Annotated in this window: 26 protein-coding genes; 10 read left to right on the forward strand and 16 right to left on the reverse strand. The window is 52.1% G+C overall.

Annotated elements, in window-relative coordinates:
• Nucleotide 1 precedes the first annotated feature (1 nt).
• From OCL06_RS09710 to OCL06_RS09755, 10 genes are all read right to left on the reverse strand, one after another.
• Nucleotides 2-262, reverse strand: coding sequence for a hypothetical protein (locus tag OCL06_RS09710; protein ID WP_262993979.1), 261 nt, complete (start codon nt 260-262; stop codon nt 2-4).
• Entirely contained in the window at nt 262-1,749 is a 1,488-nt protein-coding gene (locus tag OCL06_RS09715) for a type II and III secretion system protein family protein (RefSeq protein WP_262993980.1), read from the reverse strand. Before OCL06_RS09715 ends, OCL06_RS09710 begins: the two co-directional genes overlap by 1 nt.
• Nucleotides 1,749-2,570, reverse strand: coding sequence for a Flp pilus assembly protein CpaB (gene cpaB / locus OCL06_RS09720; RefSeq protein ID WP_262993982.1), 822 nt, complete (start codon nt 2,568-2,570; stop codon nt 1,749-1,751). The genes OCL06_RS09715 and cpaB overlap by 1 nt, the downstream gene beginning before the upstream one ends.
• 11 nt (nt 2,571-2,581) lie before the next feature.
• Entirely contained in the window at nt 2,582-3,925 is a 1,344-nt protein-coding gene (locus OCL06_RS09725; RefSeq protein ID WP_262993984.1) for a DUF8689 domain-containing protein, read from the reverse strand.
• The gene (locus OCL06_RS09730) at nt 3,925-4,473 is read right to left on the reverse strand and encodes an A24 family peptidase (protein ID WP_262993986.1); all 549 of its coding nucleotides are present in this window, start codon (nt 4,471-4,473) and stop codon (nt 3,925-3,927) included. The genes OCL06_RS09725 and OCL06_RS09730 overlap by 1 nt, the downstream gene beginning before the upstream one ends.
• Before the next feature lie 72 nt (nt 4,474-4,545).
• Entirely contained in the window at nt 4,546-4,770 is a 225-nt protein-coding gene (locus OCL06_RS09735) for a Flp family type IVb pilin (RefSeq protein ID WP_262993988.1), read from the reverse strand.
• A gap of 124 nt (nt 4,771-4,894) precedes the next feature.
• Entirely contained in the window at nt 4,895-6,325 is a 1,431-nt protein-coding gene (locus tag OCL06_RS09740; protein ID WP_262993990.1) for a L,D-transpeptidase family protein, read from the reverse strand.
• A 9-nt stretch (nt 6,326-6,334) separates the two neighbouring features.
• Complete coding sequence (locus OCL06_RS09745) at nt 6,335-7,201, reverse strand: helix-turn-helix transcriptional regulator (RefSeq protein ID WP_262993992.1); 867 nt, start codon at nt 7,199-7,201, stop codon at nt 6,335-6,337.
• Between the two features lie 468 nt (nt 7,202-7,669).
• Nucleotides 7,670-7,981, reverse strand: coding sequence for an EscU/YscU/HrcU family type III secretion system export apparatus switch protein (locus OCL06_RS09750; protein ID WP_262993994.1), 312 nt, complete (start codon nt 7,979-7,981; stop codon nt 7,670-7,672).
• Nucleotides 7,978-10,029, reverse strand: a complete 2,052-nt coding sequence (locus tag OCL06_RS09755) for a flagellar hook-length control protein FliK (protein ID WP_262993996.1) — start codon at nt 10,027-10,029, stop codon at nt 7,978-7,980. Before OCL06_RS09755 ends, OCL06_RS09750 begins: the two co-directional genes overlap by 4 nt.
• Nucleotides 10,030-10,200: 171 nt before the next feature.
• On the opposite strand from OCL06_RS09755, the gene ccmA reads away from it, so the two are divergent.
• Genes ccmA through OCL06_RS09805 form a run of 10 tightly spaced genes read left to right on the forward strand, consistent with a single transcriptional unit; the run spans nt 10,201 to nt 18,103 of the window.
• Nucleotides 10,201-10,818 (forward strand): cytochrome c biogenesis heme-transporting ATPase CcmA, encoded by a 618-nt coding sequence (gene ccmA / locus OCL06_RS09760; protein ID WP_373318479.1) that lies wholly within the window; start codon nt 10,201-10,203, stop codon nt 10,816-10,818.
• The gene (gene ccmB, locus OCL06_RS09765) at nt 10,815-11,483 is read left to right on the forward strand and encodes a heme exporter protein CcmB (protein WP_262994000.1); all 669 of its coding nucleotides are present in this window, start codon (nt 10,815-10,817) and stop codon (nt 11,481-11,483) included. The genes ccmA and ccmB overlap by 4 nt, the downstream gene beginning before the upstream one ends.
• Nucleotides 11,483-12,241 (forward strand): heme ABC transporter permease, encoded by a 759-nt coding sequence (locus OCL06_RS09770; RefSeq protein ID WP_262994002.1) that lies wholly within the window; start codon nt 11,483-11,485, stop codon nt 12,239-12,241. Before ccmB ends, OCL06_RS09770 begins: the two co-directional genes overlap by 1 nt.
• Entirely contained in the window at nt 12,231-12,455 is a 225-nt protein-coding gene (gene ccmD, locus OCL06_RS09775) for a heme exporter protein CcmD (protein WP_262994004.1), read from the forward strand. Before OCL06_RS09770 ends, ccmD begins: the two co-directional genes overlap by 11 nt.
• 25 nt (nt 12,456-12,480) lie before the next feature.
• Nucleotides 12,481-12,951 (forward strand): cytochrome c maturation protein CcmE, encoded by a 471-nt coding sequence (gene ccmE / locus OCL06_RS09780; protein ID WP_262994006.1) that lies wholly within the window; start codon nt 12,481-12,483, stop codon nt 12,949-12,951.
• Entirely contained in the window at nt 12,948-14,951 is a 2,004-nt protein-coding gene (locus OCL06_RS09785) for a heme lyase CcmF/NrfE family subunit (RefSeq protein ID WP_262994008.1), read from the forward strand. The genes ccmE and OCL06_RS09785 overlap by 4 nt, the downstream gene beginning before the upstream one ends.
• Nucleotides 14,948-15,556, forward strand: a complete 609-nt coding sequence (locus tag OCL06_RS09790) for a redoxin family protein (protein WP_262994010.1) — start codon at nt 14,948-14,950, stop codon at nt 15,554-15,556. The genes OCL06_RS09785 and OCL06_RS09790 overlap by 4 nt, the downstream gene beginning before the upstream one ends.
• A complete protein-coding gene (locus OCL06_RS09795) occupies nt 15,553-16,002 on the forward strand; it encodes a cytochrome c-type biogenesis protein (RefSeq protein WP_262994012.1) in 450 nt (149 codons plus the stop codon). The genes OCL06_RS09790 and OCL06_RS09795 overlap by 4 nt, the downstream gene beginning before the upstream one ends.
• Nucleotides 15,999-17,255 (forward strand): c-type cytochrome biogenesis protein CcmI, encoded by a 1,257-nt coding sequence (gene ccmI, locus OCL06_RS09800; RefSeq protein WP_262994014.1) that lies wholly within the window; start codon nt 15,999-16,001, stop codon nt 17,253-17,255. Before OCL06_RS09795 ends, ccmI begins: the two co-directional genes overlap by 4 nt.
• Entirely contained in the window at nt 17,255-18,103 is an 849-nt protein-coding gene (locus tag OCL06_RS09805) for an MlaA family lipoprotein (protein WP_262994852.1), read from the forward strand. Before ccmI ends, OCL06_RS09805 begins: the two co-directional genes overlap by 1 nt.
• A 67-nt stretch (nt 18,104-18,170) precedes the next feature.
• Here OCL06_RS09805 and galE read toward each other — a convergent pair whose 3' ends face one another.
• The 6 genes from galE to OCL06_RS09835 form a co-directional block, all read right to left on the reverse strand.
• Nucleotides 18,171-19,190: a UDP-glucose 4-epimerase GalE gene (galE, locus tag OCL06_RS09810; RefSeq protein WP_262994016.1), complete on the reverse strand. Its 1,020-nt coding sequence runs from the start codon at nt 19,188-19,190 to the stop codon at nt 18,171-18,173.
• Nucleotides 19,187-19,486, reverse strand: coding sequence for a DUF6170 family protein (locus OCL06_RS09815; protein WP_262994018.1), 300 nt, complete (start codon nt 19,484-19,486; stop codon nt 19,187-19,189). Before OCL06_RS09815 ends, galE begins: the two co-directional genes overlap by 4 nt.
• Nucleotides 19,487-19,573: 87 nt before the next feature.
• On the reverse strand, nt 19,574-21,100 hold the full coding sequence (locus OCL06_RS09820) for a peptide MFS transporter (protein WP_262994020.1): 1,527 nt from the start codon (nt 21,098-21,100) through the stop codon (nt 19,574-19,576).
• Nucleotides 21,101-21,317: 217 nt separating this feature from the next.
• Nucleotides 21,318-22,430, reverse strand: coding sequence for a KpsE/RkpR family capsule polysaccharide export protein (locus OCL06_RS09825; RefSeq protein ID WP_262994021.1), 1,113 nt, complete (start codon nt 22,428-22,430; stop codon nt 21,318-21,320).
• Between the two features lie 22 nt (nt 22,431-22,452).
• Nucleotides 22,453-23,109, reverse strand: a complete 657-nt coding sequence (locus OCL06_RS09830) for an ABC transporter ATP-binding protein (protein WP_262994023.1) — start codon at nt 23,107-23,109, stop codon at nt 22,453-22,455.
• Nucleotides 23,106-23,885, reverse strand: a complete 780-nt coding sequence (locus tag OCL06_RS09835) for an ABC transporter permease (protein ID WP_262994025.1) — start codon at nt 23,883-23,885, stop codon at nt 23,106-23,108. Before OCL06_RS09835 ends, OCL06_RS09830 begins: the two co-directional genes overlap by 4 nt.
• Nucleotide 23,886: the final 1 nt, after the last annotated feature.

Raw genomic sequence — 23,886 nt, forward strand, 5'->3', positions numbered from 1 at the left:
CCTATTTATTTCCTTTGTCGCCCTGTGTTTCTACTCTGCGACCTTCTTTGTTGGTATAGACACTGTCTCGGTAGTTATCGGCCGCGTGTTTACCGTAATCACCCTGAAGTTCCCGGGTAATACCGTCATTATTCACCGGCGCTTCATGATCGAGAGTCTGCAGCGCAATAATCTCCTGCGTGGCGTGAGCGGTTTGATAATGAGGTGCCTGAGCACAACCAGCAATGGCTAAGGTCATACAAGTAAGGGTAATAGTACGCATTAGTAAGTACCTCCATGCTGTTCGATGTCGTGCCCGTAACGGCTGTCGGTGCCCCCGTTCGAGGGTAAAATATCGTAAGGGGATTCCACGTTGTATGAACGGCTTTCACTATGGTGAGTAACCTGCTGCGTGGGCTCGCCCATCAGATAGAATTTCAGATCGGAGACGGGCACGAAGCCATCGGTGGGTAACGACACCCCAGCTTTATTAAACGGACGGACCAGGCGAGGGGTAACCATAATCACCAGTTCGGACTGGCCACTCACAAACTGCTGGCTGCGGAATAGCTGACCCAGAATCGGGATGTCGCCCAAACCAGGGAAGCGTTCGATGTTTTCCCGTAAGTTATCAGACAGCAAACCGCCAATGGCCAGCGTCTGCCCGTCACCTAACTCCACGGTGGTTTCTGAGGTCCGTTTGATAATCGACGGAATAATCAATGAGCTGTTGGTACCGGTAGGGGTAATACCGACTGTATTAGCATTGGATATTTCGCTGACCAGCACTTTCAGATTGAGATTGATTTTCCCGCTATCTAGCACAGTGGGAACAAAACCCACGCCCACACCAAACTCACGGAACTGAATAGCAATGCCATCTTCTCTGGGGACGGGGATGGGAAATTCACCGCCGGATAAAAACTCTGCTTTTTGCCCGCTTAATGCGGTCAGGTTTGGCTCTGCGAGTATTTTGGCCATGCCATTTTCTTTCGCAATATCCAGCGCAACATTGAAAAACACGTTGCCGTCGATGTACTCGCCAATAACGCCATTAGAAAATTCATAGGGCGAGCCCTGGGTGACGAAGTTGTAAAACTCGGCACCACGGATGAGGCTGGCGTCCCAGTGGTTGTCATCCAGCATGCTCAGCAAATTGAGGTCCACATTAAACGAGCGACTAACCTCAGTACTCATTTCCGCCACGACCACCTCCAGCATTACCTGATGTCCGCCGCCAACGCTGAGTAGATTCAGTACCTGACTGTTGTCGTCTTCTCCGGCGGCTACTGCGTAGGCATGGGCCAAATCCACGGCTTTATTCATTTGCATGAGGGAGGACGTTTCGCCACTTAATACCAGCTGGCCCTGAGAGGTGTGCACATTAATATTCTCTTCGGGCAGAAAACGATGCAGACGTTCACGCAGGCTAACCAAATCGTGAGTAATCTCGATATTGATCACATCCACCAGGGCATCATCCTCGTCCCATACCATGACATTGGTGGTGCCAAGCTTTTTGCCTACAATGTAGAGCTCTTTTTGACGCAAAATTAAGATGTCGGCAATCTCTGGGTTACCTACCGAAACTCGTTGGGCGCCGCGCTTAAGATGCAGGTTCCGGGACTTATATATAGGTACGTGTATGGCGCTGTGTTTATCCGTGACTGGACCACCGGCATGAGCGGGTTGCATAATTATTAGCATCCATACCGCCAGAACGAGGGTGACACATATCGCACCCCGGTTAATCATCTGCAATAGTTTCATTATTCACTGCTCCCTGATGAGGCGGACTCCACTGACACCACTTCCTCTATCACACCGCGAATAAGGCGCACCTTCGGCTTGACGGGGTGGGGGACGGCGGTATGAACCGGTTTTTTCACCGGCGCCGGCTCTTCAGCTGGCGGTGCTGGCTTGGTATATTTAGCAATTTCTACCTGCTCATCATCTACCGGGTTTCGCAGTGCCAGCTGCAGCCCCCCGCGGGAGCGGGCATTCATTAATTCCTCAGCCTGTTGCAGACTCACTTCTACGGTAACCGCTCGCACTACCCGTGGCCGGTTTTCATTGTTCTGCGCGGTCTGGTCAATAGCCAGGATCTTGACATTGGCCAGGACCACTTCAGTAAGTGTATTGATGCCGTTCTTAAAGGTATTGAGGATGTCGACCCGGTCGCCGGGAAGCAGAAATCCGGCTACGCCTACCACATCGTTTACCCGTATGGTTAGCGCCCGCATGTTGTCACCAATCAGACTGGCCAGTGAGCTGCCTTCACCTTTTTCAGTCACACGGGCGGCGCGCACCACATCGCCGGCGTAGAGGGTTTCCCTGGCGACCTGCCCGGTAACCGATTCTATGGTGGCAAAGGTGCCCTCGGGGGCCAGGGCTTCCGGGTACGCGCGAACCCGCAACTGCTGCGCTTCAATGACGCTGCCAATAGGCACTGTCTGCGCCACTTCGACAACCTGAATATAGTTTTCATCCGGTAGCGAAGACGAGTCAGTCAGCCAGTTGTTTGCAAGGTAAACAGCGCCCAGTCCAAACACCGCTGACAGCACTAAAAATAACCATGTATTCTTGCTCATTTTTTTGTTCCTCACATCGACGTTACAAAATAGTGGCGCCAGGCATCATCAAGCAGCGCAGGTGTCACAGTAGGGGGAAGTTCGTGAAAGTGGGTGGCGTCTTTCACAATGCCCAGTAAATCTCTGGGGTAGCAGGGCAGGTAAGGCTTGGCCTGCTGCTCATGATAGGTGGTAAGTAGGTAGTCGAACGTTTCGGGGGCGCATTCCAGCCCCAGATTACTGCTTACTCTGTTCCACAGGGCGGTGTATTTGTCCTGCGGCAGTGGACGCATTTGAATTTTATACCCCAACCGGCGCAGAAACGCGTCGTCGATTAACTCGTGGGGATCAAGGTTGGTGGAAAACAGCATGGCCAGCTCAAACGGGACCTCAAAATGCACACCACTGCTTAAGCTTAAAAAGTCTTTGTGCTCTTCCAGTGGAATGATCCAGCGGTTAAATAACGCCGACGGGGAAACCTGCTGCCTGCCGAGATCATCCAGCAATAGTACGCCGTTATTGGCTTTCATTTGCAGTGGCGCTTTATACAGGTGACGGGTGACGTCGTAACTGACCTCCAGCATATCCAAAGTGAGTTCGCCGCCGGTGACAATAAGCGGACGACGAATTTTCTGATAGCGAGTATCTATCGTGCCGGGACTAGGTTGTTCACACAGTTCATGTACTTGTGGGTCGAATAACTGAATAATCTGGTTGTTTACTTCTACCGCTACCGGCTGATAAATGTCATCGTCGAACACTTTGATTAGCTGCCGACACAGGTAACTTTTCCCGGTGCCCGGGAGGCCATACAGCAACACCGGCTTACTGGAGTTCAAAGCCATGCCCATGGCTTCTAACGCCTCGTTTTCAAATGATTCACCGGCAAGCTTAGTGTCCAATAATGCCCGGGTTATTTGCGTATTACGGTGGCTTTGCCGTTTTACGCTGTGTTGGTAACTGGCAAGGGGGACCGGGGCTGGGCCACTGTAACCGCTGTATTGCAAGGCTTTTTCAGCATGCAATTTACCTGAGCCACTTAAACTGAAGCGCGCCTGGATGCTGGCCGCCCGGTTTTCTACCCACATCATGTCTTTAGCTTCGGTAATAAGCGCCTGAATGAGCGTACCCGGCAGCCGCATACTGTGTACCAGGCTTTCCAGGGTGGCCACCTGCTGGCTGTACAGGTGTTTCAGCAGCAGTTCCAGCAGCAGCGGGCGGGACAGGCCGGTGGCTTCCAGCGTGACCGGCTTCTGCAAAAAATCCGGGCGTGCAGCACCGGCTTGCGCAGCAGAAGGCAGCGGCGATATGTCAGTGTCGTCAGCCTTTTGGTAATGGTTGAAAATAGTGTCTGTATTGGCGTTTACGAAGGCCATTAGTGTATTCCTACCTGAGTAAGCAGACTTAAAAACGGTTGATGCAGGGCGGGTTCGTGGTAGCAGGTAATTAAAAAACCCAGCGCCAGTGCAGGTGCATAGGGCACCCGGATGGCGCCGAATTCATCGGCGTCTGGTTTGACATAACGACGCATGCAAAAACACATAAAATAACGGTAGACGGTTTTTTTAACGCTGCTCCAGCCGGCTTTGTAAGCAGCAAATAACACAGTGAGCAAGCCACCAATGGCAATTCCCCACGCCAGTGACCAAAGCGATAAGGTAATACCGATGATAGCGCCGACCGCCATCATCAGTTTCACATCGCCGGCGCCGAGCATTTTTAAGGAGTAGAGCGGAAATAATAATATAAGCATTAAACAGGCGGCAGCGGTGGCCCACAATGCGCCAGCTATGCCGTTTTCGATGCCGTTTAACACAATGCCCAGAGTCAAGAACGTTGCGCAAAGCATATTCGGAATGCGGTATGCGCGTAAGTCAAAAAAGATGGCAAGGGTAAAAAGGCTAAGGGCGAAGTAGGTTGCCATGGTAAATCTCGCTGGTGTTAATATGAATGAGGAGGGGAAGTCCTCCTCATTTCTCGGCTGACTTTACTAAGTTTACGGGTTAGTTGTAGTCGTAGTAGCACTAGAGCCATCACATGTGGCACTTGCGTTTGCAGCTGTGCAAAGATTTTGTATCGATGATTCGGTGGCTGTTCCCAGTTCAGTAAATGAAACCACTAAACCACCAACCACCAGCGAACCGGCAATGGCATATTCCACGGCAGTTAACCCAGACTCATCTTCAATAAAATTTTGTAGCAGTGTTGTTACGTTGTTCATACCTGTCTCCAAAGGTAAAAAGGAAAAATAATCCCTCCCAATCATGACGGACAAGCCTCCCTGATTAGTTGGTCTACACAGCCTAGTGGAGAATGAAGGTGGAGCGCTTACAGTAAATTGCGGTTTATTTCATCAAATTGCGTTCTGTGGCACTCAGTTGCGAAACCGTATAACGAAATTGCGAGTCATCCAGATGGTAAATATCCTGCAGCCAATGCAGCTGTCCGTTTTGTTCAACAACAGTTTGGTAATTCAGGTAGGTCGGAACAGGGTGAGTGAGTCGGCGGTGGTGTGTGGCAGCGGAGAGTGACACTGGTTGAATAGTGGCATCCAGCAGTGTGGCGAGTTTGTCCGGCGCCGCCAGGCGCACACAGCCATGACTGAGTGCGCGGTTGGCGCGAGAGAACAGGTGTTTCACCGGGGTGTCATGCAAGTAAATGGCATCGTTATTTTTTATATTAAAGCGCCACTTTCCTAGTGCATTGGCTGAACCCGGCCCCTGCACCAATAAATGGGTACGGTATTGTGCTCTGGGGTCGTTTAAACCGGATGACACGGGTTGGGTGTCACGCCAGTTTTTGCGGCTCACCCAGTGAAAGTTCTGCGAAGCCAGCAAACCCGGCGATGCGGCTACCTGGGGTAACAGCTCATTTATCACAATGCTGGCCGGTGGTACCCACTGCGGATTCACCGTTATCCTGTCAATTTCCGTCACCATGATGGGAGTGGGCGTGGCGGGGGCGCCCACAATTACCGGCATGGTTAATAAGGTATGGCCATGCTGACGGTAGGCCAGAGTGAACTCTGGTATGTTAACCACCACATACTGCTCAGGGGGAACAGCCGGCATCGATAACCAGCGATACAGGTTCTGTTGCAAGATTGCCAGCCTGCGTGCCGGGGGCAGGGCCAGCCATTTGCGCGTTTCCTTATTTAATTTGCCATTGGCAGGCAAGCTATGGCGATGTTGAAAACGTTTAATGGCCTGTTGCACTTGCGGGGTATAGTCATTCCATAGGCGGGGGCTGGCCAGCCGGTAATCACCCAGCCGAACCAGAATAGCGACTAGTGCCGCGATATGCTGGTGCCGCTGACCCAGTTTAGGCGTAAAGTTGTCGGGCAGTGTTGGCCAGGGCGTTTGGCTTAACCGCCGCATTTTGGTGATCGCACGGCGAAGTGCCATAACCTCGGGAAATTGTGGCAACTGTCCGTCGATCAGCGCGGAGAGTGTGCCTTGCGCATGCGCCGCGGTTATGTCCTGGTACGTAAGCTTCGTCGTGTTCAGCTGATGGCCAATAATAACATGATTAATCGCCAGCAGGCTTTGGGTAAGGTGCTCATCCGTGTGCTCAATGTTCTTTAATTCCTCATCATTGAGCAGTGAAGATGTGCGCAAGCCTAAATCAGCCATTAAGCTTGTTAGCTCCATGGCTGACACGCTGGGCTGGGCGTGGTTAAACCACAGCAATTGTCGCTCTTCAGGAGTCGGTTGACTGGCCAGTGTGGCAAACGCCATGGTGAAAGCAACACTGGCCAGCAGAACTTTCAGGTACATCAGCGCGAATTATCCAACACTGTGCATTTGAGTGCGATGAGCGGGGACAACCGGATGAGCCAGGCGAATGATATTTGGCAATATGGTTAGCCTGAGGCGCTGGTAGCGGGTAAACCGTTCATCCAGTGAAAACTGTCGGTTGCCGGCCATATACGAGCGGGGCGTAAGACCAAAGGTTTCTTTAAACGCTTTACAAAAATGGGATGGGCTTGAAAAGCCCAGTTCAAACGCAACGCTGGTGATATTTGCTCTGGGGTTTGCCAGCAATGTTTCCGCTTCCTCCAGTCGGCGGCAGGTCAGATAATGCCTGAACCCAATCCCGCACACGTCTTTAAAAAGGTGGCTTACACGGCTGGGGCTCAGGTTTAGCTGGCTGGCTACTTTTGCTAATGTAAGTTTGGCGCAAAAATGTTCTTCCACAAGCTGCACAATCTCTTCGAAGTTTATGGCACATTGAACACTTAACAACGACTGAATATCTAAAGAAGTGTGCGTGTAAGCATCACTATCGCACCCTATCCTAGGGAGGATAACATCCTGCAAACGCTCGCATTGTGCCGGGTGAAGCGGCAGCAACTCTATGTCGTCAACATGTGAGCGCAAGAGTTCGCACATGGTAGGCACCGTGGCATGCTCTGCAAAAACGGTTAAGTGAACACATCCCTTATGTTTCAACATAGCAATGTTGTAATGATGCTTCTTGCTTAAATCTGACATCACGTACGCCATGATGGGCGGTGCAGTGTCGTTGTTAAACGTGTACTCTGAGAAAGCGGACACAGTACAAGGCACGTAAGGCGCCAGGTCATTGCATACGACGTGCAGAAGTTGAGGCTGAGTGCCGGTAACAATTAACTGGTTGCATTCGTTGTTCATTAGCTTGATCCTTAGCCAGAAAACAAGAAAATCCTTACGTCGTAGTTAAAAATGAACGCGAAAACACCCAGGGTCAATAGTTCTGGAGTTTCTCATTATTTCGTATTAACTGAACGTGTTCTTGTTTTGATTATGGGCTGTTAGCCAGTAGTGGCTGCCATGTTTATATTATAAACTGCATATCCCATGCCTTCTTTCTTAATTGTTTGTTTTTTAATTCCCTTTGCAAACTGTTGAAAATTCCTAATCACTCAGTTGTAAAAAAAACAGACAGAAAATGCACGGTTAACGAGCTACAAATTATTGTGTGTTTAATTTATAAATCCCGTTCTACGATAAAATTTGCGTTAGCTCATTGGATATTTTCAGAATAAGAAACGTAGTTCAGGATGAGCAATTGATCAAATTTTTGGAAGCGCTCTCTTTATGGCAACACCCTGAGAACGGGGTGGCTGTGGCTTTTTATCTTCATACCTTGTGGGTCATGCCCGGCAGGTGCTTTTCCCAGCCTGCCGGCACTTCGCCCTGTAATACGTAAGAATAGGCAAGCAGTTCTGCAATCACGAAATACAATGACTCGGGGATTTCCTGGCCCATATCCAGGGTGGCCAGCACCTCGCTAAGATACGGATCTTCGTGTACCAGCACCCCGGCCTCTTCGGCTGCATTGATAATAGCCTCTGCCAGCTCACCATAGCCTTTCGAAATGACTTTTGGGGCGTCTTTCTTATCGCCGGCCTTATATTTAAGGCCAATGGCGCGTTTAATTTTTGACTTCATGCCTGGGTCTCAAAGATATGATACGGGCGTTCATTGAGCGTAGCCGGAATTTTGCCCCGCTGACAACTGGCACCGGCCACCTCCAGCCCGAGTTCAGTCAGCCTGCGTTTCAGGTAAGGTAAAGTATCAAGCACACTGACCAGCAGCGTGTCGGTTGAGGTATATAGATCCAGGGTAATACTCTCATTGTCGATGCGCGATTTCGCCAGCAGCTCGCCCTGATTGCCAATATCCAGCTTCATCGTCACATTCCACAGTTTGCCATTTTCGCCCTGTTTTCTGGCAGCATGGCCACCCCGTTCTTCCGGGCGGATAAGGATCTCGGGCGGCGAACCTTTTTCTGCTGTCACCGGCAACACATAAAACAAACTCTCCTGGCCCTGTAACCGGCTGTCCACCTGGGCGAGTTTGTGTTGTTGATGGTTAGCCAGCAGGGTTTTTATTTGCTGAATAAAGGGGTTACGGCTTTCAAACTGCGCCAGTTCCTGACTGACGCGGCCGGCCGCGGGTTTACCCTGGGCACCCCCGCCACCGCCCACCAATTTATGCAGCATTTGATCTGGCGCGTCGGCCTGGGTCTGCAAACCTGGCTGGCGGTTAATCGCCCGGCCTGCCAGGGTGACATGAAGTAGCGCTACCAGTCCGGCTACCATGCTGTTCGAAGTGGCCGGGTTCATTAACTGGGTGGCGGTCAACGGCAGCGTCGGGGACGCGAACAACGCCTGCAATTGCTGCGGAAGCGGGCTACGGGGATTGGCAGATAATTGCCCCGCACTGTCTTTATTTCCCTCTACCTCCCCTGCGCCGGGCAGTGCCGGCATTGGCGTCATGGCCTGTAGCGAAGACAGTAACTTTGCCACAGCGGGTTGGGAGGCTGGACTCACACTCCCTTGCGCATTTTTTAGGTTTTGAACAAGTAACACCAGCGCCTCCCGGGTGGAGCCGGTGTCTTTCAGCAGTTGCCGGGATAGGGCAATAATTTGCTGATGAACGTTACGTTGCTCTTCACCTGACAAGTTAAACCGAGGCGGCGTATCCGACGTTCCCTGTCCGGTGACAGTGGCCTGCTTAGAAGGCTGACTGATATCACCGATCTGCTGCAGGCGGGGAAGTTTTGTGAACGACGTTTCCGGCAACACTGCTTTGGACAGCATGGGGAGGGCGCTTTCAGCGTTGCTCGTTGCAGGCAGTGTGAGGCTCGCCACCGGATGTAACTGCACCCGCGAAGCGGTTGCCGTCGACTGATGTATCTGAATATTGCTGGCAGTGGCGACAGCCGGACTTCGCACCCCAGTGACGGGGCCAGGGTTCAACAGCGCTTTTAACGCAGGCGGTGGCGCACTACCCTCCTTGGTCGTTACTATTAACCCCTGCTGGTGCAAACGGGCATTCACTACCGAATCAATAACCGGCGGGGTTATTGCGGAGGGCTTGAGGTTGAAAGTTGGCGGCGCAGCCTGTAGTCCACTGTTAAGGCGAGGCTGGTCAGGAGTAAGCGTTACAGACCAGTTCCCTTTGCTGTTGATGCTGGCTTTCACCGTAACAGGGTCACCGGGTTTTAGTGTGTGACTGGTCTCACTCAGCGGCAAACGCAGTGCAGGCGCCCGGCTTTCGCCTTTTACATGCAGCTCAATCGCGCCGGATGAAACAGCGGCTACCGTGGTGGTCACGCTGAACTGGGTAGCCGGCTGCGCAGATATCGCCTTCGTCACATGGCGGGTGAGCGCGGCTTCGAGCTTGGGCGACAGTGGCTGCTCTGTCTGGGTTTGTTGCTGGCTGAGTATCACGCCGGTATTAGGCTGCTGCGACGTTCTGGCAATATAGGCCTTGTCAGGCACCGGTAACGTCGCGGGCGCTTTTACATCGAGTTTAAGTGACGCGCCTGCCGAGGGCACGCCAATGCGAAGGACATGCTCCGGTAAACGGGCAATAGTTATTTTTGCCGCGGTGGCCAGGCTGGCCGCCTGCGCCAGCTTATCAGCGGTGAGCGAGGCGACATTCTGCCTGGACGTAGTCAGGCTGGCAATGTCGGGGATCTGAATATTCATATGCTGTTATCGGCAGTGGCTGTGGGTCATTGAGCGTCGCCCGTCGCGGCTGTAAGCAGTAAATCACATTTTCTAAAAATTCGCTAACGCGGGAAGGATGCGAAGTCGGCTGGGTATGGTAGACTTACCGGCAATTTTTTTGAGCTAAAAGGTGCCGGCTTGACTGGGCTTGTGGCGACGTCGCTTACCTGTATTAAGCGTGACCGCGTTCTATTTGAAAATTTAAACCTGCAGTTGCAGACTGGGGAGCTGATGTACCTCAGGGGGCCCAATGGAGCCGGCAAAACCAGCCTATTGCGCTTATTGACTGGCTTGAGTATGCCGGAGGCCGGAGAAGTCACCTTTAATCATGCGCCGGTGCAGCATAGCGAGTCTCAATTTTACCGGCAAAGTATCTATCTCGGTCACAAAAGTGGCCTGAGCAGTGCGCTGAGCGCGCTGGATAATCTGACCTACTGGTGCGCACAGCATCAGGTGACAGTGACCGAAAGCCAAATAGTGAACGTGCTGGACGTGGTCGGCGTAACAGGACTGGAAGATATTCCGGTGGCCATGTTATCAGCTGGACAACAACGTCGCGTCGCCCTCGCCAGGTTATGGCTTAAGCCAGCCCGGTTTTGGGTACTCGATGAACCGTTTACAGCCCTGGATACAGCAGGCGTGGCCTTGCTGGAGACGACCTTTAAAAAGCATGTAGATGAAGGCGGTGCCATTATCACCACGTCTCATCAACCGTTAAGCGCCAGGGCGGGCACCCATCGTTATTTCGATTTGGAGTACCGTTTTTGAGAGCCCTCTACCGCGGCGTGTTAAAACGCGAACTGGCACTGGCTTTTCAGCATCGCGCTGAGCTCGTCCAACCCCTGATGTTTATGCTGATGGTGGTCACCCTGTTTCCGCTGGGGATTGGGCCGGGCCCGGAAACCTTACAACGAATCGGCCCCGGTGTTATCTGGATTGCCGCTATTCTGTCTTCTTTGTTAGGCATGGAGCGGCTGTTCAGAGAAGACTTTCAGGATGGCAGCCTGGAACAACTGATGCTCTCGGGTCTGCCGGTGTCGCTGATAGCCGCGATCAAGGTATTCACCCACTGGTTAGTCAGCACCGGACCGCTGCTGATCATGTCCCCGCTGCTTGCCATGTTTTTGAACCTGACACTGGATATGTATGTAGCGCTGTTGCTTACCCTGTTACTCGGCACCCCGTTACTCTCATTTGTTGGCGCTATTGCGGTTGGGCTCACGGTGGGCGTTCAGCGTGGCGGGATCCTGCTGGCATTGCTATTAATTCCGGTATTTATTCCGTTACTGATTTTTGCCACCTCTGCGGTGGATTCTGCGGCCCTGCAATTACCTTATCTGCCACAACTTGCTATCATAGGCGCCATGTTGTTGTTGGCGATCGCTGTATCTCCGTTTGCAATCGCGTATTCGCTGAGAGTGAGTCAGAACTGATGTGGAAGTGGTTACACCCTTACGCTAAAACCGAGCGTGCTTACCAGTTATGTCAAATCCTGCAACCCTGGTTCTGGGCAGGTGCCTTATTGTGCCTGGCGGTAGGCACTGTATGGGGTTTAGCGTTCGCGCCGCAGGATTACCAACAAGGTGATTCTTTCCGCATCATTTACATTCATGTACCGTCTGCCATTCTGTCGATGAGCACCTATGTAGCAATGGCGGTCGCCGCGGTTGTGGGGCTGGTCTGGCAATGGCGCACTGCCTTTATGGCGATGATTGCCATGGCGCCGGTGGGCGCAGTGATGACGTTTATTGCATTGTTTACCGGTGCGGCCTGGGGCAAGCCCATGTGGGGCGCGTGGTGGGTATGGGACGCCCGGCTCACTTCAGAATTGATCTTGTTGTTTTTATACCTTGGCGTCATTGCCCTATATGGGGCTTTCGATGACAAGCTGCAGGGCGGCAAGGCCGCCGGCGTCATGGCGCTGGTGGGGGTGGTTAATGTGCCCATCATTCACTATTCGGTCGAATGGTGGAATACGCTGCATCAGGGCGCCACTATCAGCAAGTTTGATAAACCGTCAATTGCACCGGAAATGCTGTGGCCGCTGTTACTGAATTTATTGGGCTTTGCGCTATTCATTGCGGCAGTGACTGTGATGCGCATGCGGAATGAAATTATTCTGCGCGAAATGCAGCGGCCCTGGGTGAAAGCGATGGCAGACAAGGCCGAAGGAGACCGCCATGCAGTTTGAAAGCTTTGCGGCGTTTCTTCATATGGGCGGCTACGGGTTTTACGTGTGGCTGTCATTTGGAGTAACGGCAGTGGCCATGGTAATTTTGGCCGTTACCAGTCATTACAATCACAAAAAGTTACTGCGTCGGGTGTTGGCTGAGTCAGCCCGGCAGGCACGTATAAAAAAAGCAAGACAACGTACCGGCGATAACGTGGTACAAACCACAGAATAACCAGTTGGTGTAGAGAGTTGTATTCATGAATCCCAGAAGAAAACAAAGACTGGCCGTTGTCGGTACAGTCGCCGTGCTGGTGGCAGGTGCCATTGGCCTGATGTTGTATGCCTTAAACGACAGCATTGATCTGTTCTACACGCCATCAGAAATTATTGAAGGCAAGAACGGCCAAAAACCGCAGATAGGTCAGCGCTTGCGCATCGGTGGCATGGTCGTGCCTGGTACGGTCTCCCGGGACAGCGAATCGCTGGCGGTAAGCTTTGATCTGGTCGATACCGGCCCACCGGTAACAGTGACCTACAGCGGCATTTTGCCGGATCTGTTCCGTGAAGGGCAGGGCATTGTGGCCACTGGGGTGCTGGTATCGCAAAACGCCATTAAAGCGCAGGAAGTACTGGCCAAGCACGACGAAGAATACATGCCGCCGGAACTGGCGGAAAAAATGAAAGGGATCCGCCACGTAAAGCCTGACAATGCAGGGGGACAACCGTGATCCCAGAGCTAGGCAATATCGCACTTACCCTGGCATTTGTACTGTCGGTGCTGCTTGCGGTTTACCCCTTGTGGGGCGCACAGCGTCAACATGACACCCTGATGGCTACCGCCAAACCTCTGGCCATCGGGCTATTCATTTTTACCGCGATTGCCTACGGATGTCTGACCTACGCCTTTGTGGTGGATGACTTTTCGGTGGCCTATGTGGCCCAGCACTCTAATAGCAAGCTACCGCTGTACTACAAGGTGACGGCGGTGTGGGGAGGCCATGAAGGCTCATTCCTGCTGTGGGTGCTGATGCTGTCTATATGGACGGTAGCCGTAGCAATCTTCAGCCGAGGCATCCCCCTGGCGATGGTTGCCCGCGTATTGTCTGTGCTGGGGATGGTGTGTATTGGCTTCTACCTGTTTATGTTGCTCACCTCGAACCCGTTTGACAGCATGTTGCCTTTTTTCCCGGTCGACGGCAGAGACCTGAACCCCTTGCTGCAAGACTTCGGCATGATTATCCACCCCCCTATGCTGTATATGGGCTATGTGGGGTTTTCAGTGGCCTTTGCGTTTGCCATTTCTGCATTAATTTCCGGCCAGCTAGATTCCACCTGGGCGCGCTGGTCGCGTCCCTGGGTGATTGCCGCGTGGGCATTCCTCACCGTGGGCATTGCACTGGGCAGCTGGTGGGCGTACTACGAGCTAGGCTGGGGCGGCTGGTGGTTCTGGGATCCGGTAGAAAACGCCTCGTTCATGCCCTGGCTGGTGGGAACGGCCCTGATGCATTCGCTGGCGGTGACGGAAAAACGAAAAGTCTTTAAATCATGGACTGTGCTGCTGGCCATTGCTGCCTTTTCACTGAGTATGCTGGGCACCTTCCTGGTCCGCTCCGGCGTCATCGTATCGGTGCATTCGTTTGCCAGCGACCCAACCCGCGGGTTGTTTATCCTCGGGATCCTGGTGGTGCTGTCCGGATTAGGGCTGGTGTTGTTTGCGCTGCGTGCATCGCAATTGCGCTCCCCCGGTCGTTATCAGCTGTTTTCCCGGGAAGTGTTGTTGATGGGCAATAATATCTTCCTGTGTGCGGCTACGCTGGTGGTGTTACTGGGTACCTTATTACCATTGGTGCACAAAGAGCTGGGCCTGGGCTCCATATCAGTGGGCGCGCCCTTCTTTAACCAGATGTTTACGCTGTTAATTGTCCCCTTTGTGCTGGCACTGGGGCTGGGGCCACTAACACGCTGGAAACAGCAAAAGGCTGCGGCGATGAAAAAGCAGCTGCTCATCGCTTTTGGTCTGGCCGTTAGCGCCGGGTTGCTGGTCAATGTTACTTACGACGCCCCGACGTACCTGGCTGTACTGGGACTGGTGCTGGCTTTCTGGATATTAGTGTCGTCAGTACAGGAAGTCATGCAGCGTGTCTCTGCCATACCTGATGACAATCTGTCGGTAGTGGCCAGACTCAGACAATTGACCCCCAGTCACTGGGGGATGATCCTCGGTCACGTTGGCTTCGCGGTGACGCTGATAGGTATAACGCTGGTGTCTAACTACGAGACAGAGCGTGATGTACGCATGCAAACAGGAGAGACCGTCACACTGGGGGAATATCAGTTTACGTTTACCGACCTGGTTCGTCGTGACGGCCCTAATTATACCGCCGACGTGGGCATTTTTGATGTCTATCGTGACGGTAATAAGCTCGTGCATCTGGAGCCAGAGAAGCGCATGTACACGGTACAACGGATGCCTATGACGGAAGCCGGCATTCATACCACCCTGACCCGGGACTTGTTTATTGCGCTGGGTGAGCCACTAGATGATGGTGCCTGGGCCGTGCGGATTTACATCAAGCCGTTCGTTATCTGGATTTGGGGTGGAGCAGCCATCATGGCTCTAGGCGGTGTGTGCTCTATCTCGGATCGCCGCTATCGCATGGCCAAGGTCGCCCGGTTTAAGCAAGCTGTGGACAAGCTTACCCCGGCAACCAGTGGAGAAAGTGCATGAGAAAATTACCCTTAGTGGCTATTCCGCTGGTGCTGTTTGTACTGCTGGTGGTGTTTCTGTTTCAGGGCTTGTTTTCGGATCCCCGGGCGCTTGATTCACAGGCGACCGGCAAGCCACTGCCAACGTTTGAACTACCTGACCTGATGGATCCGGACATCACGTATACCCAGAGCAGCTTCAAAGGGGATGTGACCATCCTCAATGTGTGGGGTGTGTGGTGTGTGACCTGTGCAGTAGAAATGCCTTATCTCACTGAGCTTCGCCAGCAACAAGGGGTTAGGTTCGTCGGGCTGTACTTTGATCAGGACCTGGATCCCGACTTCGGGACGAAAACACTTAGCCGGGTGCAGCAGGAAGTAACCAATATGCTGGCCCGGTTCGGTAATCCCTATACATACAATATTTTTGATGTGTACCGGGATACGTCGCTGGACTTAGGGGTCACCGGCGCACCGGAACATTTTGTTATCGACCACCACGGTGTAATTCGCCTGCATCATGTGGGCGATATTAATGAACGCGTGTGGAACAATAAGGTGGGGCCGGTATACCGCAAGCTCGTTGCAGAGATGCAGCAAGCGTCTGCACAGGCAGGTGAGCCATGATAGTACGTCAATACGGGTTACTGTTATTACTGCTTTTGAGTACTGCGGTGATGGCGGCGGAAGATAATTTTGCGTTCGAGGACCCCAGTCAGCGGGCTGCCTTTTTGCGGCTTACAGAAGAGCTGCGGTGCCCCATGTGCCAGAACCAGAATATTGCTGACAGCGATGCCATGATTGCCCACGATATGCGGCGCAAAATTTACAGCCTGCTGCAGCAGGGGCAATCTGAAGAACAAATCATAGACTATATGAAAGCGCGCTACGGTGATTTCGTGCATTATCAGCCACCGGTGAATGCCGCGACGTTGTGGTTGTGGGCACTGCCGGTCATTTTTGCGGGGGTCGCTGTGATGGTAATAGTACGACGCCGACGTCCGGAACTCCCGGAAGATATGGCAGCGAAACTGGCGAAAGCTGATGAAATGCTAAAACGGGAGCAAGAATGAGCTGGGCTGAGTTTTACCTGATTGTATCGGGTCTGCTGACACTGGTGATTTTGTTAGTCGCGTTTCCGTGGCTGAAACGCGCCAATCACGCAAAAAAAGACAGTTTAAGTAATACGCAGATCATCCGCCAACGGTTAGCTGAATTAGATCGCGAAGCCCGTGAAGGACTTATATCAGAGCGTGATAAACGTCAGGCCAGTGATGAACTGAAATTGGCGCTGGTGGACGAAAGCCACTTCACCCATACCAAACAGGGGAAAGCGACCCTGCCGCTGATAGCCGGCGGTGTAGTTGCCGTTGTGGCAGCTGGCGTGGTGTACTGGCATGCGAACCAGATGCAACAGGTGATGAGAGCGGAAGCCGCCATCAGTTCCCTGGGGGAGTTAAGTGACAAGCTGCGTAGCGGGGATATGCAGAATTTTACCTCGGAAGATGTTGCCAATCTGGCGCTGGCCATCCGTACCCGCTTACGCTCTGCTCCTGAAGATGATCAGGGCTGGATGTATCTTGGCCGTTTACAGATGGCACTGGGTCAGGACGCGCAGGCGTTGGAAGCCATCCAAAAAGCCATGGCGCTGGTGCCTGCAAACCGCCAGTATCGAATTACCTATGCTCAGGCCCTGATGGCCACTGGCGATGAAACCCGACTTCAGCAAGCGCAACAACAGCTCCGACAACTTTTGGTGGCTAACCCTGCGAATGACAATCTGGCGCTGATGATGGCGGTGGCGTCGGCACAATTAGGTGATGCACTGAACACCCGTAAGTACTTTGACCAGGTAAAAGACAAACTGGCGGCAGACAACGACATGCGTCAGCGTTTGCAACAACGGTTGGCCGAACTGGAACAACGAACAGCAGGCGCTCCCTCAGCCCCGTCGCAACAGCCGCAAACCGCGCAGACCGGATTCGAGTTAACAATTTCACTGGCAGAGTCATTGGCAGCTTCGCTCCCGGAGACTGGTTATCTGATTGTGTTTGCGCAGGACGCCGAGTCTGATAACCGCATGCCTGCAGCGGTCATTAAAATGCCGTTACAATCTTTTCCTGTTTCTGTCACGCTCTCTGAGGATAATGCCATGATGCCCGATTATTCACTGGCGCAGCTTAGTCAGGCCATTGTTACTGCGCGCATATCCGCAGACGGTGATGTAGCTGCGGCGCCCGGTGAACTGCAGGGCCAGACTGTTGTGGACGTGGAGACCGGCAAACGTAACTCTTTAACTCTCATCATCGATAAGGAACTCATGTGATATCACTGAACCGCGCGGCCCTGTTCAGCCTGCTTTTCTCTGTTGTTATTCTGGGCGGCTGCGCCTCGCAGAACGCTGAACAACAAGCCGCGGCAGAAACCAATCAGCAAGGCGACCCAAGAGATCCACTGGAACCGGTTAACCGCCTCATGTGGGATTTTAACTGGGAGGTGCTGGACACGTATTTGATCCGGCCTGTCACCGTAGGCTATGTGACAGTCATGCCCCAGTTTGCACGTACCGGCCTGGTTAACGCGGCGAATAATATTCAGGAGCCGGCCAATTTCTTCAATAACCTGTTTCAGGGCAAAGTGGATAAGAGCATGGACAGTCTCACCCGGTTTGTGGTGAATTCCACAGTGGGTATCTTCGGCACCATTGATGTGGCGACGAAAATGGGCATAGAAGCAGAAGAAGAGGAATTTGGTGAGGTGTTAGGCGTATGGGGCGTAGACACCGGCCCTTTTTTAATGCTGCCTGCGCTGGGGCCGAGCGATCCACGCAGCTTTAGTGGTAACGTGGTCGATGGCATGTACTACCCCATGGCGGTGTTAAACAGTAACTTCGCCATTGCCCGCTACGTGATTTCTGCCCTGGAGAGCCGGGCTGCGCTTATTGAACAAGAGCAGCAGCTGGAACAGGCTATCGACGATTATGCCTTTGTGAAAAACGCGTACTTTGAGAACCTTGAGTTCCGGGTGACTGACGGTAAAAGCGGTGACAAGGCCTTAGACGACGAGCAGTTGGAAAGCTTTGAGGAATTTGAATCTATGCTGGGCGACTATGAAGCTGACGCTGTCAGTGAAGAAGACGACAAGACCGAAGTGCAGGACGAACCCGGGCGCTGATACCCATTGGTAATCGCCAATAAAAAAGCACCGCGCGCGGTGCTTTTTTTGTGTCTCTTGCCCCGGGCTATTTGGGATAGCCGGTGGGATTATTCGACTGCCAGTGCCAGGTGCTGGAACACATTTCTTCCAGCGTCTTTTCGGCATGCCAGTTAAGCTCAGTGGCGGCTTTGGTCGGGTCGGCATAGCAGCTGGCGACGTCACCGCTACGGCGTGGGGCGATGGCATAGGGAATGTTTCGGCCGGAGGCCGCTTCAAATGCCTTCACCATTTCCAGAACCGAATAGCCCTGACCGGTGCCCAGGTTATAGATATCCAGACCCATGTTCAATGCCAGTCTGTCCAGCGCCTTTAAGTGACCATTGGCTAAATCTTCCACGTGAATGTAATCCCGCACACCGGTACCGTCAGGCGTATCATAGTCGTCGCCAAACACGCTGAGTTGCTCCAGTTTGCCAGTAGCGACCTGGGAAATATACGGCATAAGATTATTCGGAATGCCGTTGGGATCTTCACCAATCTGGCCAGAGGGATGGGCCCCTACCGGGTTAAAGTAGCGTAGCAGCACGATATTCCAGTCATTATCTGACTGGTAAAGGTCAGTCAGGACATGCTCAACCATCAGCTTGGACATTCCATACGGATTTGTAGGGTGACCGGTAGCCATGCTTTCGCGCAGGGGTAAGGCAGCAGGGTCGCCGTAGACAGTCGCTGACGAGCTGAATACCAGGTTCTTTACGTTGTGCTTGCGCATCACTTTACACAGCGTGAGCGTGCCGTACACGTTGTTCTCGTAGTATTCCAGTGGCTTTTGTACCGATTCACCTACCGCCTTCAGACCGGCGAAGTGGATCACCGAGTGAACGTCGTGCTCACTGAAAATATCATCAAGCACTGCAGTGTCACGAATGTCACCCTGCACAAAAGTCACGGCCTTGTCGGTGAGCGCCTCCACCCGACGCAACGACTCCGCACTGGAGTTAGACAGGTTGTCCAGCACTACCACAGCAAAGTCTTGCTCCAGTAACTGCAATACCGTGTGGCTACCAATATACCCGGCGCCGCCGGTAACTAAAATGGTCTTCATGTTCTCTCCTTGGATGGATCAGGCAAATACTTTGCACTAAGGGAATACTGTAACGGCTTCACGATTAAAGGATAAAGCAAAAACACCAGTGCCGCCCATAACAATGAGTGCCAGTTCTCAACTGTGCGCAGGATGAGAACGAACACCGGTACGATTATCAGTAATTTCAGCACATTCAGCAGCGTTTTCTCCGGTACGGTCAGCTTCTTGGAGGCGTGATCCAGTCGTTCAATGCGTTCGGCAAGAGGCAGTCCTGCCAGGCCGGGTATGTGTCGGGTGGAAAAATAAAATCGCATAGGGTGCCCTAAAATAAAAAACCGCCGGAGAACATACTCCGGCGGTTATTGTATGCAATTGTGGCTGCGGATAAAACCGCAGAACACTTATCCTTGCTGTGGAACCGGGTGGGGTTCGTCGGTGTGGTCTTTGTCGGCCAGCTTTTCCCAGTGACGGGTCTTCAGTGACAGCAATAAGGCAACAATACCGATAGCAATACTGAACAGGCTGATTTGCAGGTACAGGTTCGGCATTTCATCCAGACGGCTGGGGTCGAAGTTCCCCGCCAACAGGCCCGCAATCACGTTACCGATAGAGTAGGTGAGTACGAACACACCCATCATCTGGCCGGCAAAACGTTTTGGCGACAGTTTACTTACTGCACTAAGTGCGACAGGGCTCAGGCAGAGCTCACCTACAGTGTGCAGGAAGTAAGTCATTACCAGCCAGTAGGGCGCCACCTTCAGGCCGCTGGCCGCGATTTGCGCGGCGAAGAACATCACGATGAAGCCGCTGGCCATGATGATCAGGCCAATAGCACATTTCGCGCCGTAAGAGGGATCCATCATCCGTTTACCCAGATTAATCCATAGCGCAGCAAAGAAAGGCGACAGAATGATAATGAAGAACGAATTGGCAGACTGGAACCAGGCTGGTGGGATCTCAAAGCTGCCCACGATACGGTCAGTGTAGTCACGACCAAACAGGTTCAGTGATGAACCGGCTTGTTCAAACCCGGCCCAGAAACATGCTGAAGCCACACAAATCAGCAGCAGCGCACCCATGCGCTTTTTCTCAGCACTGGTGAGATCACCTAAGAAATAAATGCCACCAAAGTACAGCACAAAGATGGCAGTGAAGCCCATTGCCACATACTTAGCAACCACGACCGGATCGATAATCATCACCCCGATAGTGGTAAGGAACGTGACGGCAGCCAGTGCACCCAGCGCCAGAATGATCACCGACCAGCTGCGGGTTTTCGCTTTGGCAGATAACTGTACGGCAGGGCCGTCTGACACGGTGGACAGTTTAGACAAGGTCATTTTGTATTGGATAAGACCAATCAGCATGCCAACTGCCGCGGCACCGAACGCCCAGTGGTAGCCCATGTTCGGGGCCAGCCAGCCACAGACCATGTAGCCAATAACCGAGCCAATGTTGATACCCATGTAATACAGGGTGTAGCCACTGTCACGACGGTTATCGTCGTCAGAGTAAAGCTGCCCCACCATGGCACTGATATTGGGCTTTAACAGCCCGGTGCCCAGTACTACCAGGATAAGGCCGATGAAGAAGGTGCTGTGGGAAGGGATCGCGAGCACAATGTGTCCGCACATGATGATGATGCCGCCATACCAGACAGCCTTTTGCCCACCCAGTAAGCGGTCAGCTATCCAGCCGCCGGGTAAGCCCATGAAATATACGGCCCCGGTATATAAGCCGTAGATGGCGGTAGCAGAGGCGACCGTGAAGGCCAGGCCTTCCTGTTGGAGACTGGCGGTCATGAATAATACAAGTAGGGCACGCATGCCGTAATAGCTCATCCGCTCCCACATTTCTGTGAAAAACAGCGTTTGCAGTCCGCCGGGATGGCCGAAGAAGCTGGTATCGTTAGATGATTTCGTAGTCACAATAGAGTTCCGTTTTGATTATCTTTCTTATCGGTCGGGGCAGTCTTTGCAGCCCCGTTATTATCGAGTCCTGAAGAGGATACGTCGTTATACTAAAGGATTGCACACGACACAAGGCGAGATGGCCATTTGGTTAGCGGACAAATGGAAAGCGCCTGCCTGATTAGACAGGCGCTTGTGCGTCGTTTAAAGGTGTTTTGTGAGTCGTCCCGGGAACTTACAGCTCACGGATGGTAGCAATGACAATGCGGACAATGCCGTAGAGCACAAACAACACAACCGCGAACAGGGTGAGGTTATAAGTTACCTGTGGATATTGATTGTCGTCAGGTTCGGTTGGTGACTCAATAGTAACCAGATGCTGAAGTTTCTGGTAAGTCTCTACCCGGGCATTTTCCAGCGTGATAAGCGACGAAGAAAACGCCTGAATAGCCAGTTCCAGCTGTACCTTCAGACTGCTGTACTGTGCCATCAGTTCAGTTACCGATAACGCATCAGTATCTTCATTGGTGCTGATTTTTTCTTTCTGCTCCGCCAGTTGCTGCTCCAGTGCCCGAATTTCGCGGCGTGTATTGATCATCTCCGGCGCGGAGTCGGACATCATGGTGCCCATAGTGCGAAGCTCCGCTCGCTTCTGAGCGAGGGTGGCCTGTAACGAGAACGCAATTTGCTGAAACGCGGCGCCTTCAGCTGTGGGATCCAGTACATCGTATTTGGATTGAAAGGCCAGCAGCTCAGTTTTCGCCTGTTGAAGTTTGTTTTCTACAATGGCGTGTTCACCCTTGGCAAACTCCAGCTTGGATTCTGCCAGGTTGTTGTTGATGGCATTGATGAACTTTTCAGCTTTCGCGACGATGGTCGCATTAATCAGGGTGGCGTACTCAGAGGTGAATGCCCGGGTTTTCAACGTGATCACACCCGAGGTTGAGTCAACGGCAACTTCAATGTGGTCGAGATAATACTGGTAGAAATCTTCGTCACTGTGAAAGCCAGACAGGCTGCTGAATATGTCCGCCTCATCAGAAGTGTAGTGTTCCCGCAACTGAATAGCATTATCCAGATGTTTCAGCATGTCGGCCGACTGCACATAGGCTTCGATGATCTGGCTTTCGTTAGTGGCAGCGGTACCGGAAACGCTGGCCATTAATAATGATGACGGGTCGAAACTGCTGCCGCCTTCACTGGATTTCACAATAAGCTGACTTTGACTTTCGTATTGGGGCGCGGCCCAGACAACAAGATAAAAGGCATAGAGCAGCCACGGCATGATTAATAGCAGGGTTTTGTGCTGCTTCACGAAAGCGTTAATTTTTCCTAGCGCGTTATTCACTATTCACTTCCTGTTAATTCTGTTATTTGCTTTCCTGGGTATAGACACTGATGCCTTCTTCCAGGTCTGCGTAGTAGGTCAGTTTGCCCTCGTCAATGACGACCGCAGACGTACAAAATTCACGGATTTGGTCTAGCTCGTGGCTGACCATAATCACCCCTGCCTGCTCACTTTTCTCTTTCAGACTGGCACGGGCTTTTTTTCTGAAAATGGGGTCACCCACCGAGGTGGCTTCGTCAATCAGGTAGATATCAAAATCGATATTCATGCAACAGGCAAACACCAGCTTGGCGCGCATCCCTGATGAATAATTTTTAACCGGTAAATCGAAGCGTTTGCCCACTTCGGCAAACTCCTGCACCTTTTCTTCGTATCTGGCTAGTGAGCGTACATTGTTAATGCGGCCGATAAAGCGGGTGTTTTCCCGTCCTGTCATTTGGGGATGAATACCGGTTTGTAATGCCACCGGCCAGGACATGGCTTTGTTGGTGACAATACGACCGCGATCCGGGTATTCACTTTTTGCCAGTAACCGGAACAGGGTAGATTTACCCGTGCCGTTTTTACCCAGGATAGCGACGTTATTTTCAGTGGGAAAGTCGAAGTTAAGATCCCGGAATATATACTGAGGCCCCAGTTTACTTGGATAGCTCTTTGTCATGTTTTCAATGCGTATCATCGGGCCAGCACCTTCTTCCAGGTGATGTGATATAAGCAAAGCGCCAGGAACAAACAGCCTGCAGTGGTTTCAACAGTATAAGCCAGGTCAACCCCTTGGCTACCGTATTTGGGGAAACAGGCGTACCGTGCTAGTTCAACGAAGTGAACTATCGGGTTCCAGGTAAGATAAGGCCAGTACTCTTCTGGAATGTCTTGTAGACTAAAGAATATGCACGATATAAAGAGGAGCGGCCGCATCATCATCGATTTGATTTTATCAACCTCTGGGACAAATGCAGCGGCTATACCAAACATTAAGCCCACAGAGATGCATTGGATCCATAATAATGAGAACAGCACAATCAACAACAAATAGTTATCTACGGAAATACCGTCACCCACCAGGTATAGCGCTAACGCCAGCAGCGCTATTACTACCACTTTAATCGCAACTTCTAAAAAGCCAGAAGTCACAATTGCAGACATGGGTTGAACCTGACGAAAAGCATACAGAGGTTTATTTTTTCTGATAGACATCGACACGCTTTGAATTCCCGTGGTGTACGACTGCAACCCGACTAAACCAATCATCATAAAATGAAAAAGTGATATGCCATGAATATCACCTTCATTTAATAAGCCTCGAAAGAACGACAGAGCCAGTATAAAAACAAAGGGTTCAAGAAACGCCCAGCTCAAGCCAAACTTATCATTAAACTTACTCTGTAACTCACGCAGGAACAGTGCAAAGATCACTGTTCGCCATGCGTAAAGTTGTTGTTTAAGCGTAACCATG

The sequence above is a fragment of the Alteromonas salexigens genome (assembly GCF_025628895.1).
Lineage (GTDB): Bacteria > Pseudomonadota > Gammaproteobacteria > Enterobacterales > Alteromonadaceae > Alteromonas > Alteromonas salexigens.

What these genes read in the sequence shown, in the direction of transcription:
- cpaB (WP_262993982.1), bottom strand. Translation starts at nt 2,570, where the DNA reads ATGAGCAAGAATACATGGTTATTTTTAGTGCTGTCAGCGGTGTTTGGA.
- ccmE (WP_262994006.1), top strand. Translation starts at nt 12,481, where the DNA reads ATGAATCCCAGAAGAAAACAAAGACTGGCCGTTGTCGGTACAGTCGCC.
- OCL06_RS09745 (WP_262993992.1), bottom strand. Translation starts at nt 7,201, where the DNA reads ATGAACAACGAATGCAACCAGTTAATTGTTACCGGCACTCAGCCTCAA.
- OCL06_RS09735 (WP_262993988.1), bottom strand. Translation starts at nt 4,770, where the DNA reads ATGAACAACGTAACAACACTGCTACAAAATTTTATTGAAGATGAGTCT.
- OCL06_RS09750 (WP_262993994.1), bottom strand. Translation starts at nt 7,981, where the DNA reads ATGAAGTCAAAAATTAAACGCGCCATTGGCCTTAAATATAAGGCCGGC.
- OCL06_RS09770 (WP_262994002.1), top strand. Translation starts at nt 11,483, where the DNA reads ATGTGGAAGTGGTTACACCCTTACGCTAAAACCGAGCGTGCTTACCAG.
- OCL06_RS09835 (WP_262994025.1), bottom strand. Translation starts at nt 23,885, where the DNA reads ATGGTTACGCTTAAACAACAACTTTACGCATGGCGAACAGTGATCTTT.
- OCL06_RS09730 (WP_262993986.1), bottom strand. Translation starts at nt 4,473, where the DNA reads ATGGCAACCTACTTCGCCCTTAGCCTTTTTACCCTTGCCATCTTTTTT.
- galE (WP_262994016.1), bottom strand. Translation starts at nt 19,190, where the DNA reads ATGAAGACCATTTTAGTTACCGGCGGCGCCGGGTATATTGGTAGCCAC.
- OCL06_RS09790 (WP_262994010.1), top strand. Translation starts at nt 14,948, where the DNA reads ATGAGAAAATTACCCTTAGTGGCTATTCCGCTGGTGCTGTTTGTACTG.
- OCL06_RS09715 (WP_262993980.1), bottom strand. Translation starts at nt 1,749, where the DNA reads ATGAAACTATTGCAGATGATTAACCGGGGTGCGATATGTGTCACCCTC.
- ccmI (WP_262994014.1), top strand. Translation starts at nt 15,999, where the DNA reads ATGAGCTGGGCTGAGTTTTACCTGATTGTATCGGGTCTGCTGACACTG.
- OCL06_RS09795 (WP_262994012.1), top strand. Translation starts at nt 15,553, where the DNA reads ATGATAGTACGTCAATACGGGTTACTGTTATTACTGCTTTTGAGTACT.
- OCL06_RS09830 (WP_262994023.1), bottom strand. Translation starts at nt 23,109, where the DNA reads ATGATACGCATTGAAAACATGACAAAGAGCTATCCAAGTAAACTGGGG.
- OCL06_RS09815 (WP_262994018.1), bottom strand. Translation starts at nt 19,486, where the DNA reads ATGCGATTTTATTTTTCCACCCGACACATACCCGGCCTGGCAGGACTG.
- OCL06_RS09710 (WP_262993979.1), bottom strand. Translation starts at nt 262, where the DNA reads ATGCGTACTATTACCCTTACTTGTATGACCTTAGCCATTGCTGGTTGT.
- OCL06_RS09725 (WP_262993984.1), bottom strand. Translation starts at nt 3,925, where the DNA reads ATGGCCTTCGTAAACGCCAATACAGACACTATTTTCAACCATTACCAA.
- OCL06_RS09740 (WP_262993990.1), bottom strand. Translation starts at nt 6,325, where the DNA reads ATGTACCTGAAAGTTCTGCTGGCCAGTGTTGCTTTCACCATGGCGTTT.
- OCL06_RS09755 (WP_262993996.1), bottom strand. Translation starts at nt 10,029, where the DNA reads ATGAATATTCAGATCCCCGACATTGCCAGCCTGACTACGTCCAGGCAG.
- ccmD (WP_262994004.1), top strand. Translation starts at nt 12,231, where the DNA reads ATGCAGTTTGAAAGCTTTGCGGCGTTTCTTCATATGGGCGGCTACGGG.